The sequence below is a fragment of the Paenibacillus xanthanilyticus genome (assembly GCF_042682185.1).
Lineage (GTDB): Bacteria > Bacillota > Bacilli > Paenibacillales > Paenibacillaceae > Paenibacillus_Z > Paenibacillus_Z xanthanilyticus.
The window spans coordinates 2,092,149-2,105,762 of sequence record NZ_JBHUHA010000001.1; the positions used below are offsets into that span (position 1 = coordinate 2,092,149).

Below are 13,614 nucleotides of genomic sequence, written 5' to 3' on the forward strand. Positions count from 1 at the left end.
CTCCCGCTCTTATGCCGTTCCGTTCGCCCGCTGGCGCAGTACCGGCTTCAAGGCGCGCAGCTCATTGCATACGCGCTCTGCCGTAAGCCCCGTCTCCTGGCGTTGTTCTTTGATCGAGCCGTGTTCGACGAATACGTCCGGAACGCCGATAATCCGGATATTCAGGCCGCTAATTCCGCGCTGCGAGTAGAATTCGAGAATCGCGCTGCCGAGACCGCCTTGCTCGGAGCCCTCTTCGAGCACGATCACGCTCAGGCCTTCTTTCGCCAGCTGCAGAAGCATAGCTTCGTCAAGCGGCTTCACGAATCTCGCGTTCACGATCCGCACGCTCTGCCCTTCTCGCTTCAGCTGTTCTGCCGCTTCTTCCGCGACCGCCACCATCGGGCCTATTGCCAAGATGACCGAGGAATCGCCCTCGCGGACCGTTTCCCACGAGCCGATCGGAATCGGAACCATCTCTTTTTCGATCTCTACGCCGACGCCGTTCACGCGCGGATAACGGATCGCGATCGGACCGTCGTTGTAGTCGACCGCCGTCTTCATCATGCGGCGCAGTTCGTTCTCGTCCTTCGGCATCATGAGCACCATGTTCGGCACGTGGCGCAGGTAAGCGATGTCGTAGACGCCATGATGCGTCTCGCCGTCCGGACCGACGAAACCGGCGCGGTCGATCGCGAAGATCACGTTCAGGTTCTGGCGGCAAATATCGTGCACGACTTGGTCGTACGCGCGCTGAAGGAAGGTCGAGTACACCGCGTACACCGGCTTCAAGCCTTCCATCGCCATCGCGGCGCACAGCGTCGCCGCATGCTGCTCGGCAATGCCGACGTCGATCATTCGGCCTGGGAACAATTCCGCGAACTTCAGCAAGCCCGACCCGCCCGGCATGGCTGGCGTAACGGCGACAATCCGATTGTCTTCCTTCGCCAGATCGATCAGCGCTTCGCTGAATACTTCGGTGTACATCGGCGGGCCGACCGCTTTCAGCACCTGTCCGGATTCGATCTTATATGGTGAAATCCCGTGCCACTTATGCGAATCCGCTTCCGCGGGGGAATAACCTTTGCCCTTGGTCGTGACGACATGGACCATGACCGGTCCTGCCGCGTTCTTCGCTTGCTCCAGCACTTCCAGCAGTTGCGGAATATCGTGTCCGTCAACCGGTCCGAAATACGTAAAGCCGAACTGTTCGAACAAAATGCCGCTAACGAGCAAATATTTCACGCTGTCCTTCAGCCGTTCCGCGGTTTTGGACAGTTTCCCGCCGATAGCCGGTATTTTCTTAAGGAACTGGTTCAGCTCTTCTTTGGCCTTCTGATAATGGCGGTCGGTGCGAATCTTGGACAAGTAATGATGCAGCGCGCCGACGTTCGGGGCAATGGACATCTCGTTATCGTTCAGAATGACCATGAGATTCTTCTTCTCGTGCCCGATATGGTTGAGCGCCTCCAGCGCCATGCCGCCCGTAAGCGCGCCGTCGCCGATCACGGCAACGACTTTGTTCGTCTCGCCCTTCAGATCGCGCGCCAGCGCCATGCCCATCGCGGCCGAGAGCGACGTGCTGCTGTGTCCCGCTTCCCACACGTCATGCTCGCTTTCGGAACGCTTGACGAATCCGCAAAGTCCTTTGTACTGGCGTAACGTATCGAATTGGTCTTTCCGGCCTGTCAATATTTTATGGACATACGACTGATGTCCGACATCATAGATGAATTTATCGGTCGGGCTGTCAAACAAATAATGCATCGCAAGCGTTAACTCGACGACACCCAGATTTGGCGCAAGGTGACCACCCGTAACGGAGAGCTTCTCGATCAAAAATGAGCGTATTTCAGCAGCGAGCTCATCCAGCTGCGGAACTGTTAAGGTTTTCAAATCTTTAGGCCCGTTGATATGTTCGAGCAACACATTCATTTCCTCGCTTTCATTGCAGGCGGCTACCGATTCACGATTACCTCTGACTTTGTGACATATTATATCACAATGTTACAAAATCCCCAATATGTTAGCCGCTAGCAGTTAGTGGTCTCGCCGCATCAAGTAGTCCGCAATGTCAATTAGCCGCTCCGGTGCGGCCAGATTGGCTCTCGCCAGCGCGTCTTTTGCTTCTTGCGTCAACCGCCGCACGAGCGTCGCGCTCTCTTCAAGCCCGATCAAGTAAGGATAGGTGACTTTTTGCTGATCGACGTCGCTGTTGACAGGTTTGCCTAATTTCGCTTCATCGCCCGTGACGTCCAGAATATCGTCTTGGACTTGGAACGCGAGTCCCAGCTTGCGGGCAAATTCGCCCACGGCCGCCAGCTGCGGCTGCGATGCCCCGCCAACTCTTGCCCCAGCGGTCACGGAGAACACCATCAGGTCGCTCGTCTTGCGAAGGTGAATATATTCCAGCTCCGCAAGCGACGTAATGCCTTGCTCGCCTAGAATGTCCGCCGCTTGCCCCCCTACCATGCCCGGCGCACCCGCGAGCAATGCCAGATCCGACGAAATCGCCAGCACCGTCTCGGCCGGCACGCCAAGTTTCGCCGCCTGGGCAACCGCATAGAATGCGTGCGTCAGCAAACCGTCGCCTGCCAGAATCGCCATTGCTTCGCCGAAAACCTTGTGATTCGTCGGCTTGCCGCGGCGGAAATCGTCGTTGTCCATCGCCGGCAAATCATCGTGGATCAAGGAGTACGTATGAATCATCTCGACGGCGCACGCGACCGGCATCGCCGCTTGGCGAAGCGGCTTGCTGCCGTGCACCGCTTCCGCCGCGCTAAGCAGCAGGGCAGGACGAAGCCGCTTCCCGCCGGCCTCCAGTGAATACATCATCGCGTCGCGTAGGGTGGCCGGCACGCCGAGTTCGGCCGGAAACGTACCGCGAAGCGACTCTTCCACCTCAGCGGTCACGAGTTTCAAATATTCCTTGATCGAAATCGAAACGCTCACGTCTATTCCCCTCTATCTTCGTTTGCAGGCGCAAACGGTTTTTTCTGAAGACCGCTTTCGCCCTCAATCAGCACCTCGATCTTGCGTTCTACTTCTTCGAGCTTCGAGCCGCATAATTGGGAAAGCTTCATCCCTTCCTGAAACAGCTCGATCGCGGTTTCAAGCGGGACGTCGCCGTTCTCCAGCCGTCCTACTATTAATTCTAACCGTTCCATCGCTTCTTCAAAGCTTAATTGCTGTTCTTCCATCTGCTCACGCTTCCCCTTTCATCGACCATACTTGGCAATCCAGCTGACCATCGGCCAACTTGACTTTCACGATATCGCCTGGCTGCACGTCCTTGATCGACTTCAACAGCCGCTTCTCCGCTTCATCGTAGACGAGACTGTAGCCGCGCGACATGACCTTGAGCGGACTTAAGGCGTCCAACTGCTTCATCGCCGACACCAGCATCATCTGACGTTCTTTCATCGCCCCGCTCATGGCGCTTTCCATTCGGCGGGTCAACGTCTCGACTCTTTTGGCTTCAATCGCCACGCGTTCGCCCGGATGGGCCGAGGCAAGCCTGGCCTGAATCCTTAGCCAACGTTCCCTACCTCTCTCCGCTCGGCGAACCGTCCGGTCTTCCAGCCGCTCCTTCAGCCGGTCGAGCCGTTCGGCCTGCTGCAGCAAGTAACGGCGAGGGTTAACGAAAACCGGCGACCGTCTTAGCCTTGCAAGCCGATCACCACGCGTTCTGACCGCGGATTTCAATGCCTGCGCAAGTCTTGCGTTCGTTTGCGCGAGCTGCGCTCTTAATTCCTGCACGTTCTGCACGGCGAGTTCCGCCGCCGCGGTCGGCGTAGCTGCCCGAAGATCCGCGACGAAATCGGCGATGGTGAAATCCGTCTCATGACCGACCGCGGAAATGACCGGGATGGCCGAAGCCGCGATGCTGCGGGCTACGCGCTCATCGTTGAACGCCCATAGCTCCTCCAACGATCCGCCGCCGCGCCCTACGATTAATACGTCGACTTCCGCTAATCGGTTCATCGTTTCGATCGCCTTGACGATCGCCGGCGCCGCGCCCGTCCCTTGGACCAGGACAGGAAAAAGCAGCACCGGCACGGAAGGGTGGCGGCGCTGCAGCGTGATGATAATATCGCGGACGGCTGCGCCGGTCGGAGAAGTAATGATGCCCACGGCTTTCGGAAACTTCGGAATCGCCCTTTTGCGCGATGCGGCGAACAGTCCTTCGTCTTCGAGCTTCCGCTTCAGCTGTTCGTAAGCCAAATACAAGCTGCCAATGCCGTCTGGCTGCATCTGCATCACGTAGAACTGATAATTGCCGTCGCGCTCATAGACCGAAAAGTTGCCGCGCGCCAGTACCTTCGCGCCTTCCTTCGGTTTGAAAGGAAGACGCTGGTTATGGGAAGCGAACATGATGCATTTTAGCCGGCTGTCGGGATCCTTCAGCGTAAAATACATATGGCCGCTGGAATGGTGCGTAAAGTTGGAAATTTCGCCGCGCACCCACACGTCGCCCAGCACGTGATCGGACTCGAGCTTCATCTTGATGTAGCGCGTAATTTCCTTAATCGAAAATACTTTGGCATCTTGTTTCATGGCCGAATCACGCCTTGCGCGCCGCCGAAGCCTTCGCCGCTTTCAGCGTGTTCGCGAGCAGCATCGTAATCGTCATCGGACCGACGCCTCCCGGTACCGGCGTGATGTATCCGGCCACTTCTTGGGCCGCTGCGAAATCCACGTCGCCCACGAGCCGGTTATCCGCCAAACGGTTGATGCCGACGTCGATCACGATCGCTCCCGGCTTGACGTAACTTGCGCCGATCGCCTCCGGTTTGCCGATTGCTACAACCAGGATATCGGCCGTACGCGCGATCGCTTCCATGTCCGCGGTGCGCGAATGGCAGATCGTGACGGTTGCGTTCTCCCGCAGCAGCAGCATCGAGACCGGCTTGCCGACGATATTGCTGCGACCGATCACGACTGCATGCTTGCCCGCGATCGTATTGCCGCTCCGTTTAATCAATTCGATTACGCCGGCCGGCGTGCAAGGAAGAAGACTGTCGTCGCCGATGACCATATTGCCGACGCTGACCGGATGGAATCCGTCGACGTCCTTCTCGACGCTAATGGCATCAATGACCGCTTTCTCTTCAATATGCGACGGAAGCGGCAGCTGTACCAGAATGCCGTGGATCGTGGACTGACGGTTTAACGTATCGATCAGCGCCAGCAGGTCCGCCTCCGAAGTATCGCCGCTTAGACGGTGCACTTCCGAGTAGAAGCCGAGCTGCTCGCACGCCTTCGCCTTGTTGGAGACGTAGACTTGCGATGCTTTGTCTTCGCCTACAAGAATAACCGCTAGTCCGGGGATGATCCCGTCTGCCGCCAATCTAGCTGCTTCCACCTTCAGTTCCGAGCGAATTTCATCCGAAATTACTTTCCCTTCAATACGCTGTGCCGTCACGTTGTTCCCTCTCCCTTATCCTTTTATGTACGTTTACTAAACGCATGTCAAACCGAAAGCGTAAGGGCTCCCCTTACGCTTTCGGTTTCAACTCATCAAGCGCCTGCAGCAGCTTGCCCAGTACGCCGTTTACGAATTTGCCTGATTCGTCCGTACCGAAATGCTTGGCCAGCTCGATCGCCTCGTTAATCGCCGCTTTCGGCGGCACGTCGGTCCGGAATACCATCTCGTAGGCGGCGAGCCGCAAAATTTGCCGGTCGACCCGCGAGAGCCGGTCTACTTGCCAGCCCGTCAGGTAGGTTTGAAGTATATCGTCGATCGCTTGTTTATGTTCAATGACACCGTGTACCAATTCGCGCACGTACACATCGATCGCGGTCATGTCCGACGCGGATGCGCCGATCTCGTTCTCGTCGTTGCGGGCTTCGTCCGCCAGCATATTCACCGCGTCCGCGGCCGTAACCTCGTTCATTTCCATATGGTACAAGCTCTGTACCGCAATTTCCCGTGCAAGCCTTCGTTTCATAGGTCCTCCCTAACAATGGTCTATCATGGCGAGCCTGTCACGCTCTTCATAAAAATATGATCTCCTCCCTGCCCCGAACGTCATACAAGCCGAACGTCCGGAGTACGGAGGAGATCATACCGCTATTTAAATGGTCTCCATCGCTGCATAAGCCATTCCGTCACCCGATCCCAAGGAATGAACGGCCCACTGCCTTCGTCCTTGCTCTTGCCGACCGTGTAGCCGATGCACAGCAGGAGCGCGAAGAACAGCATGTCCCAAAATCCGACGATAAAGTAGAGTATGCCAAGTATGATGCCGGTGGCAACGCCCGTTATCCGTCCCCCGTAGGTTTCCCAAATCTCTCTCCGCATCGAATACCCTCCTATTCCACGCGGGGCTTCACGCTGGACGACTGGATGATGTTCGCAACGAATACGGATACGTCCGCAACCGGTATCCCCGTAATCTCTTCGACATGGGTTTTGACGGATCGTTGGATCTCTTCGGTCATGGTAGGAATCGAGCTTTCGCCGTCCACGATCGCGCGAATCGTAACGTCAACGCCGGCATCCGTCAACCGGATCCGGACGCGCAAATCCTTCACGCCGCGTTGGCGCCCAGCAGCCTTCAGCACGAGATTCTCGACCGTCTCGATCGAAATGCGAATATCGCCGAATTCGGTGCGCTGATCGATCGACATCGCCGAGGCGGCGCCCCGCTTGAGCGAAACATAGAAAAAGCGCAGGCTGATGAGAAACACGATTGCCGAAACGATGATGACAGTAGCTTGAATCGCTTCATTCCGAAACAGCTCGTCTACGCCGTCGCTGAGCCATTCCTTGGGCAGCCATTTGAAACCGGCGCAAAAGGCAAGGACGGCGATCGTACCGACCGCAAGGCTGTAAATAAATAACAGCAGCTTGTCCAACATTCTTATCACGAGCAGAATCCTCCTTGTGGCCGGACTGAATAAAAACCCCCTGGCGCCGAGCGGCAAGCCCATCCACAGGGGGTTTACAATCAAATTGGTCCAAAATACCGGCTTACTTCACGCGATGTGCCGTATCTTCCTCTTCCGGTTTCTCCGCCGTCTTAAAGTGAACGTCATGGATATGTACGTTGACTTCGACAACGTGCAGTCCCGTCATCATCTCGATGGAACGTTTGACGTTGCGCTGGATATCCGAAGCAATCTCGGGGATGCGGTTCCCGTATTCGATAATGATCGAGACGTCGACGGCCGCTTCGCGCTGACCGACTTCGACCTTCACGCCTTTCGCCAGGTTCTTGCGTCCAAGCAATTCGGTAATGCCACCGGCAAAACCGCCGCTCATGCCCGCTACGCCAGGAACTTCGATCGTGGCCAAGCCAGCGATCACTTCAATGACTTCGGGTGCAATTTGAATCGTGCCCATGTCTGTCTTCTCATAATCTGCCGCAAGTGTGCTCATGGTCTTCTTACACCTCCCGTAAAGTAGCGTACCAACCAGCCCGCAGCCGGCAGGGCTCATCCGCTTCCTATTCTTATACTATAGCATCCGGCGGGAATTATGACAAACCTTCGGGGACAAAGGGAATCCGCTCTCTGGACGCGTGAGAACTCGCCTTATATTCCGCTCGCGACAAGAGGGAGCAAGGACGCTCCCTCCGTTCGTTAGCTTTCCCTCTCCGGAGCGTCTCAGGCCGCGCCTGCTTGTTTACGCTTCGTCCGAGACGGGATTATTGACATCATGTTCTTCCAAGAACTTGATGTCGAAATTCCCCTTCAGAAATTTCGGATGATTGAGCAGCTTCAGATGGAACGGAATCGTGGTCCGGATGCCGTCGATCGCGAATTCGGACAGCGCCCGCTTCATCCGCGAGATTGCGTCATCGCGCGTCTCTCCCCATACGATCAGCTTCGCGATCATCGAATCGTAATGCGGCGAGATCGTGTAGCCCGGATAGGCGGCACTGTCGACGCGTACGCCGAGTCCGCCCGGCGGCAGATAGAAGTCGATTTTGCCTGGGGACGGCATGAAGTTGCGATCCGAATCTTCGGCGTTAATCCGGCACTCGATCGCCCATCCGTTGATGTGAAGATCCTCTTGCTTGAACGAAAGCGGATTGCCTTCGGCGACGGAAATCATTTCTTTGATCAAGTCTACGTTCGTGATCATTTCCGTTACGGGATGTTCGACCTGGATGCGCGTATTCATCTCCATGAAGTAGAAGTTGCCATCCGGGCCGAGAAGGAACTCCAGCGTGCCCGCTCCCGCGTAATTAACGGCTTGCGCCGCGCGCACGGCCGCTTGTCCCATCCGCTCGCGAAGCGCCGGGGAGAGCACCGGGCAAGGCGCTTCTTCGACGAGCTTCTGGCGTCTGCGCTGCACCGAGCAATCGCGTTCGAACAGATGCACCGCGTTGCCGTGCTTGTCGGCCATGATCTGGATCTCAACGTGCTTCATGCCCGTCAAATATTTCTCCAGGTACACGCCGGCGTTGCCGAATGCCTTCTGGGCTTCCTGCTGGGCGGTCGTAATTTGCGATACGAGCGCCTCCTCGTTCTCGGCGATGCGAATGCCTTTGCCGCCGCCGCCCGCCGTCGCTTTGATAATGACCGGATATCCGATCTCGCGCGCGACGCGAACCGCCTCTTCCATATCCTCGACAAGTCCGTCGGAGCCCGGAATGACCGGCACGTCCGCTTCTTTCATCGTTTGCTTCGCAACCGCTTTGTCGCCCATCTTCGTGATGGCTTGCGGGGAAGGGCCGATGAACGTGACGTTGCACGATTCGCAAATTTCCGCGAAATCGGCGTTCTCCGCCAAGAACCCGTAACCCGGGTGAATCGCGTCGCAGTCCGTTAACGTCGCGACGCTCATAATGTTCGTCAGATTCAAATAGCTGTCCTTGGAAGCCGTGGGTCCGATACAGTACGCCTCATCCGCCAGTCGGACGTGGAGCGACTCCCTGTCCGCCTCCGAATAAACGGCGACCGTGCCAATGCCAAGCTCGCGGCAGGCGCGGATAATCCGCACGGCGATCTCGCCGCGGTTGGCGATTAAGATTTTATTGAATTTCACGTAGTAGTGCTCCTTTCGCGCGCTTTGTTCCGGCTTCGGCCATCTTGCGCCCTGCCTGCCTATTCCGGTCTGACAAGGAACAAAGGCTGCCCGAATTCGATAAGCTGTCCGTTCTCGACGAGCACTTCGACGATCTCGCCTTTCACTTCCGCTTCCAGCTCGTTCATCAGTTTCATCGCTTCCAAAATACAGACGACCGTCTTCTCGTTCACGCGGTCGCCGACGCTAACGAACGGCGGGTTGTCCGGCGAGGAAGCGCGGTAGAACGTGCCGACCATCGGCGACAAGATCCGGTGAAGGTTGTCCGCCTGCGGCGCCGAGGGAGCCGTGGAAGGCTGTGCGGCAGGCGCTGCTTGCGGCGCGGCAGCCGCGGGCGCCGCGACGGCCACGTGAGGCTGCGTATATGTAGGTACTGGGGCCGCTTGCACGTTCACCACTTCGGTTTTGCCCGGCTTGCGGATGAGCAGGCGCGTACCCTCGTTTTCGATTTCCAGCTCGTGTACGGACGTTTGATCGACCAATTTGATCAATTCTTTAATCTCGTTCAGCTTAAACATGACTTCACTCCTAAAAGGTTTCTGTGCTGCCTGACGGTGTCCCTACATCGGGAAACCGGTTTCGAAAGCATCCACGCGAAAAACGCCGCAGGGCCGAAGAACGAAGCCTTACGCCCCGAAGGTTGACAGCCGGCCGTTCCGATTTGGATGCCAAAAGTTGCACATAACAGAGTTATTATAGCATAAACCCTTCTGAACACGAACTGAAATATTTACATGCTCGAAATGCAAGAAGCCCCCTGGACGGATCGACCGCGGCAGAGGGCTTGCCCGCGCCAAGCGCGGATGTATTATTGCACGAACTGCACCGAGACCTGCTCGGCCTTCAAATTTAGCGCGCCGACCACCTTCACGAGGATGTCGTCCGCTTGGCTTCTGTCGACTTTTTCGCTTTGCACGACGACTTTGTATTTGTCGCCCTCCTGCGGCGTGATAATGACCGATTTGTAGGTTTTCGCGAGTTCTTCCTCGAGGCTTGTCACTTTGGTGTTCTTCTCTTCCAACTGAGAGAGTTCCTCCATCGCCTGCAGCGCGTTGTCCGTATTCTGCTTCGTATCGCCAAGCGCCGCCATGAGGCGCGATTCTTCCTCGGCGTTCTCTTGGCTGCGCTTAAGCTGCAGCTCGTCGAACACATTACTGGCCATCCCCTGCTCTTCCACTTGCTGCAGCGCCTTGGCATCCGCTTCGGCCGCCGCTTTCGCCGCATCGCCCGTCAGCGCGCCTTCCGCCGCGCCTTCCTGCGTCACTTCGTTCACGACGACCTCGCCGTTCTTCGCGCCGCTGCCGGCCGTCACTTCCGTCGCGCCGTCTACCGGCTGCTCCTGCTTCGTCCCCTCCGTCAGCAAATCCGGAGACGTGCTGACATCCTCCGTGAACAGATAATAAGCGGACAGAATAACCATTAAGCTGAGCATCGACACAAGCCATACCGTTTGCCTCTTCGTATTCATGAACCATAGCCTCCCTTATACTTGTCCTTGTTTACTTGTCCTATCTTATGACGCATGTTTGCGAGGAATGACAGAAATATTGTTTTGCGGCACATCGAGCCCTTTCTGGACCGCATCAAGGAGCAGCCGCCTGACAGTCAGGTTCTCCGCCCCTTTGGCCACGATCATGACCCCGCGAATACGCGGCTTAATCGTCTTCACGATAAAGGGCTTCTTCCCCTCTTCCGTCTCATAGATGACGATCGTCCCATCCCTCGTGATCGAGGTAATATTCCGGCTGCCGCCGTTCTTGTCTTTCTCGCTCGTGACGTCCTGCGATTCGCTTTCGTCCCGCCCGGGAACGCTCTCTTCGGTCGAATCCACCGTGACGAACACGTCGACGACGCCGACGCCCACGATTTTCTCCAAAATCTCTTTCAGCCGGCTCTCGAGCCGGCTCTCGATCACGTCGAAAGGCGTCTCCTCGCTGCCACCCCCGCCGAGAAAAGCCGCCTGGTCCCCGCCTCCGGGCGCCGCCTGGGTCGTCGGCGCTGCCTCTGTCGTCGTATCCACCGTGCGGACGGTCAGGAACGAGTTGAACAGGACCAGACCGATTCCGATTGCGCCGATCAGCAGCAGCCACCGCATCGTTCTCACGCGTTTCTCCCCTCCCGGTCCGCCGCCGACGAGCTTCTCGAATCCTTCCAGCCATTTGGCCACCGTAATCACTCCTTCCCGCTTCCTTCCGCCTTGACTCGCCGTCAGCTTCGCGCAGGTTCGAAGCCGCTGATGCTGACGATCGATGGATGCACGCCGAATGCGTCGCTCAGCGCCTGCCGGACGGCTTCCGCACGGCGCTGGTCAACGGGCGAGAACGCTTCGACGGCCTCCTGCCTGGCGGTTCCGCCCTCGTCGCCGTCGTCGCCGGTTGCGCGCGCGCCATTCACGTCGATCTCGACTGGCTGCACGGCGCCGACCTCGCCGATCGGCCGTTCGCCGCTTACGTCAGCGCTCGACGTCTCTTCAGGCGGGATTAGCGCCACCGCAACCGACGCAAGCTTCGCTTCGCTCGCCGAGCCGCTCCGTTCCAAGGTCACTTTCACGCGTTCGACGGCAAGCCCCGTCTTCTTCGTAATTTCTTCGGCCATCGCCGCCGCCAGATTTTTCTCAGCCAGCGCCGCAGCGGCATCCTCCTGCTTTCGCTTCATCTGCTCGGCGTCCCGCTGAATATCCTGAAGCGTCGGCATCTTGTATTGCTTGTCCGGCGCGCTGGTCAGCCAAGCGTCGAAGCTCTCGTGCAGCTTCGTGCCAAAATCCCCCTGCAGCACGCCCATGATCGGGGAGAGGATCGTCAGCAGGATAATCAAGCCGGCGACCAGCCGCACGTATCGCTGCATCGCCTTGTTCGGCAGCAGCAAATCGACGATGCCGGCCAGCAGCACGACCGCGATGATCTGCCTTAGCCAGCCGGCCAGCCAGTCCATCATGACGATCCCCCCTATCCCGAATGCGGTCACCGCATCATAATCGCCGCATTGCCGGCAGTCAGAATGATCGTGACGGCCAGAAAGAACATCAGTCCCACCGCCGCCAGCGCCGCAAAGACGTAGATGAGCGTTTTGCCGATTGTTTGCAGACAGCCGACGATCGGGCTGTCGCCGAGCGGCTGCATGACCGCTGCCGAAACATTGTAGATCAAGGCCAGCGTCAAAATTTTGATCGCCGGAAACGCGCACAACAGAATGAGAATGATGACGCCGGCCAGTCCGATGGCGTTCTTCACGAGCAGGGAAGCCGACATGACCGTATCCGCCGCATCCGAGAATGTTCGGCCCACGACCGGCACGAAGTTGCCGGCGACGAATTTGGCCGTCCGCATCGTCACGCCATCCGTCACCGAGCCTGTTGCGCCCTGAACGGAGATGACGCCGAGGAATATCGTCAGCATAATGCCCATGAGCCCGACCGCGAAATTCCGCAGCACGTTGGCCAGCTGCGTCACCTTGAACTTGTCCGTCACGGCGCTGGCGATGTGGAGCACGGCCGAGAAGAAGAGCAGCGGGAAGACGATCGTATAGATGACGGTTCCGACGGCATGTATCATGAAGATGATGAGCGGATGCATCACCGTGACCGTGACGACGTTCCCCATGCTGGCGAGCAGAGCCAGCAGCAGCGGAATCATCGCCATCATGAACTGAATCATCCCGCTGATGGCGTCCTTCGCATAGCCGATCGCCACGTTGAAGCTGTTCACCGCGATGACGATCATCACCATATAGGTGATGCTGTACGCCACTTTACTGACCGTATTTCGCTCGAAGGCCGTCTGCAGCGTTTCCAGGATCATGCTGAAGACCGTGAGCAGCACGATCGTCACGAGCAGCTTTCCGTTATACAGCACCTCGTGCAGCACGTATTCCAACAACCCCCGCAGCACTGTCGTCAGCTTGAGACCTTCGCCCCCCGGGATGATCATTTCCATGAAGCTCGGCACTTCGCGGTCCGGGAACAGCCCCCCGTATTCGGCCATCAGCTTGTTCCAATACGATTCGACCGCGGCCGTATCGATGCCGTGGAGCTCTTCCTCCGACAGCTCTTGCGGTCCGATCTCCCGGGCCGCCGCGTCCGGAACCTGTCCGGGCGAAGCCGCCTCCGGCGCTCCCCAGGCGACGGGGACGAAGCAAGTGAATAGCGCGAGCAGCAGGACGAATCCGGCGATGATGCGAACGAAGCGAATCATCCTTGACCACTCCCCGCCGGCAGCAGGCCGATAACCGTTTCGACGATAACGCCGATAATCGGCACGGCCATGACCAAGATCAGCACCTTGCCCGCGAACTCGATCTTGGACGCCACGCTTTCCTGCCCCGCGTCCCGGACGATCTGGGCGCCGAATTCCGCGATATAGGCGATGCCGATGATTTTCAGAATCGTCTTCAAATAGATCGAAGGAATGCCGGAGCGCTCGGCGAGCGATTCCAACACCGTGATGACCGCTTCGATCTTGCCGATCATGTACAAGAAGATGAATAGTCCGGTAAATGCGGCCAGGAGAAAGGCAAACATCGGCTTTTGTTCCCGAACGACGAGAATGAGCACGGCCGCAATCAAACCGAGTCCGACAATTTGAATGATTTCCATCCGGGTT

At 57.6% G+C, this 13,614-nt stretch carries 16 protein-coding genes; all 16 read right to left on the reverse strand.

All coding sequences use genetic code 11. The annotated features are described in order from the left end of the window. Positions 1 to 9 precede the first annotated feature (9 nt). The 16 genes from dxs to spoIIIAD all read right to left on the reverse strand — a co-directional run bounded on the left by dxs (position 10) and on the right by spoIIIAD (position 13,607). A complete protein-coding gene (gene dxs / locus ACFSKT_RS08825; RefSeq protein WP_377722386.1) occupies positions 10 to 1,914 on the reverse strand; it encodes a 1-deoxy-D-xylulose-5-phosphate synthase in 1,905 nt (634 codons plus the stop codon). Positions 1,915 to 2,019: 105 nt separating this feature from the next. Beyond that, complete coding sequence (locus ACFSKT_RS08830) at positions 2,020 to 2,931, reverse strand: polyprenyl synthetase family protein (protein WP_377722387.1); 912 nt, start codon at positions 2,929 to 2,931, stop codon at positions 2,020 to 2,022. 2 nt (positions 2,932 to 2,933) lie between these two features. After that, positions 2,934 to 3,179, reverse strand: coding sequence for an exodeoxyribonuclease VII small subunit (gene xseB / locus ACFSKT_RS08835; RefSeq protein WP_148928348.1), 246 nt, complete (start codon positions 3,177 to 3,179; stop codon positions 2,934 to 2,936). 4 nt (positions 3,180 to 3,183) lie between these two features. After that, positions 3,184 to 4,536, reverse strand: a complete 1,353-nt coding sequence (xseA, locus tag ACFSKT_RS08840) for an exodeoxyribonuclease VII large subunit (RefSeq protein WP_377722388.1) — start codon at positions 4,534 to 4,536, stop codon at positions 3,184 to 3,186. A 7-nt stretch (positions 4,537 to 4,543) separates the two neighbouring features. Continuing rightward, positions 4,544 to 5,404, reverse strand: a complete 861-nt coding sequence (folD, locus tag ACFSKT_RS08845; protein WP_377722389.1) for a bifunctional methylenetetrahydrofolate dehydrogenase/methenyltetrahydrofolate cyclohydrolase FolD — start codon at positions 5,402 to 5,404, stop codon at positions 4,544 to 4,546. Positions 5,405 to 5,477: 73 nt separating this feature from the next. Next, the gene (nusB, locus tag ACFSKT_RS08850; RefSeq protein WP_377722390.1) at positions 5,478 to 5,930 is read right to left on the reverse strand and encodes a transcription antitermination factor NusB; all 453 of its coding nucleotides are present in this window, start codon (positions 5,928 to 5,930) and stop codon (positions 5,478 to 5,480) included. A 122-nt stretch (positions 5,931 to 6,052) separates the two neighbouring features. Next, the gene (locus tag ACFSKT_RS08855; protein ID WP_377722391.1) at positions 6,053 to 6,283 is read right to left on the reverse strand and encodes a DUF2273 domain-containing protein; all 231 of its coding nucleotides are present in this window, start codon (positions 6,281 to 6,283) and stop codon (positions 6,053 to 6,055) included. 11 nt (positions 6,284 to 6,294) lie between these two features. Next, positions 6,295 to 6,852: an alkaline shock response membrane anchor protein AmaP gene (gene amaP, locus ACFSKT_RS08860; protein WP_377722392.1), complete on the reverse strand. Its 558-nt coding sequence runs from the start codon at positions 6,850 to 6,852 to the stop codon at positions 6,295 to 6,297. Positions 6,853 to 6,955: 103 nt separating this feature from the next. Further along, positions 6,956 to 7,363 carry an Asp23/Gls24 family envelope stress response protein gene (locus tag ACFSKT_RS08865; RefSeq protein ID WP_148928354.1) on the reverse strand — a complete coding sequence of 136 codons (408 nt, stop codon included), beginning with the start codon at positions 7,361 to 7,363 and terminating at the stop codon, positions 6,956 to 6,958. Between the two features lie 246 nt (positions 7,364 to 7,609). Then, positions 7,610 to 8,977 (reverse strand): acetyl-CoA carboxylase biotin carboxylase subunit, encoded by a 1,368-nt coding sequence (gene accC, locus ACFSKT_RS08870; protein ID WP_377722393.1) that lies wholly within the window; start codon positions 8,975 to 8,977, stop codon positions 7,610 to 7,612. Between the two features lie 59 nt (positions 8,978 to 9,036). Further along, positions 9,037 to 9,534 (reverse strand): acetyl-CoA carboxylase biotin carboxyl carrier protein, encoded by a 498-nt coding sequence (gene accB, locus ACFSKT_RS08875; RefSeq protein WP_377722394.1) that lies wholly within the window; start codon positions 9,532 to 9,534, stop codon positions 9,037 to 9,039. A 290-nt stretch (positions 9,535 to 9,824) separates the two neighbouring features. Further along, the gene (locus tag ACFSKT_RS08880; RefSeq protein WP_377722395.1) at positions 9,825 to 10,484 is read right to left on the reverse strand and encodes a SpoIIIAH-like family protein; all 660 of its coding nucleotides are present in this window, start codon (positions 10,482 to 10,484) and stop codon (positions 9,825 to 9,827) included. A 45-nt stretch (positions 10,485 to 10,529) separates the two neighbouring features. Then, positions 10,530 to 11,183 carry a stage III sporulation protein AG gene (spoIIIAG, locus tag ACFSKT_RS08885; protein ID WP_377722396.1) on the reverse strand — a complete coding sequence of 218 codons (654 nt, stop codon included), beginning with the start codon at positions 11,181 to 11,183 and terminating at the stop codon, positions 10,530 to 10,532. Between the two features lie 41 nt (positions 11,184 to 11,224). Then, positions 11,225 to 11,950, reverse strand: coding sequence for a stage III sporulation protein AF (spoIIIAF, locus tag ACFSKT_RS08890; RefSeq protein ID WP_377722397.1), 726 nt, complete (start codon positions 11,948 to 11,950; stop codon positions 11,225 to 11,227). Between the two features lie 26 nt (positions 11,951 to 11,976). Continuing rightward, entirely contained in the window at positions 11,977 to 13,206 is a 1,230-nt protein-coding gene (gene spoIIIAE / locus ACFSKT_RS08895) for a stage III sporulation protein AE (RefSeq protein ID WP_377722398.1), read from the reverse strand. After that, positions 13,203 to 13,607, reverse strand: coding sequence for a stage III sporulation protein AD (spoIIIAD, locus tag ACFSKT_RS08900; RefSeq protein WP_148928361.1), 405 nt, complete (start codon positions 13,605 to 13,607; stop codon positions 13,203 to 13,205). The genes spoIIIAE and spoIIIAD overlap by 4 nt, the downstream gene beginning before the upstream one ends. Positions 13,608 to 13,614 lie beyond the last annotated feature (7 nt).

Excerpts from the sequence above, each read along its gene's own strand:
- ACFSKT_RS08865 (WP_148928354.1), bottom strand. The coding sequence starts at position 7,363 with ATGAGCACACTTGCGGCAGATTATGAGAAGACAGACATGGGCACGATT.
- accB (WP_377722394.1), bottom strand. The coding sequence starts at position 9,534 with ATGTTTAAGCTGAACGAGATTAAAGAATTGATCAAATTGGTCGATCAA.
- dxs (WP_377722386.1), bottom strand. The coding sequence starts at position 1,914 with ATGAATGTGTTGCTCGAACATATCAACGGGCCTAAAGATTTGAAAACC.
- spoIIIAE (WP_377722398.1), bottom strand. The coding sequence starts at position 13,206 with ATGATTCGCTTCGTTCGCATCATCGCCGGATTCGTCCTGCTGCTCGCG.
- ACFSKT_RS08880 (WP_377722395.1), bottom strand. The coding sequence starts at position 10,484 with ATGAATACGAAGAGGCAAACGGTATGGCTTGTGTCGATGCTCAGCTTA.
- spoIIIAF (WP_377722397.1), bottom strand. The coding sequence starts at position 11,950 with ATGATGGACTGGCTGGCCGGCTGGCTAAGGCAGATCATCGCGGTCGTG.
- xseA (WP_377722388.1), bottom strand. The coding sequence starts at position 4,536 with ATGAAACAAGATGCCAAAGTATTTTCGATTAAGGAAATTACGCGCTAC.
- ACFSKT_RS08855 (WP_377722391.1), bottom strand. The coding sequence starts at position 6,283 with ATGCGGAGAGAGATTTGGGAAACCTACGGGGGACGGATAACGGGCGTT.
- xseB (WP_148928348.1), bottom strand. The coding sequence starts at position 3,179 with ATGGAAGAACAGCAATTAAGCTTTGAAGAAGCGATGGAACGGTTAGAA.
- spoIIIAD (WP_148928361.1), bottom strand. The coding sequence starts at position 13,607 with ATGGAAATCATTCAAATTGTCGGACTCGGTTTGATTGCGGCCGTGCTC.
- nusB (WP_377722390.1), bottom strand. The coding sequence starts at position 5,930 with ATGAAACGAAGGCTTGCACGGGAAATTGCGGTACAGAGCTTGTACCAT.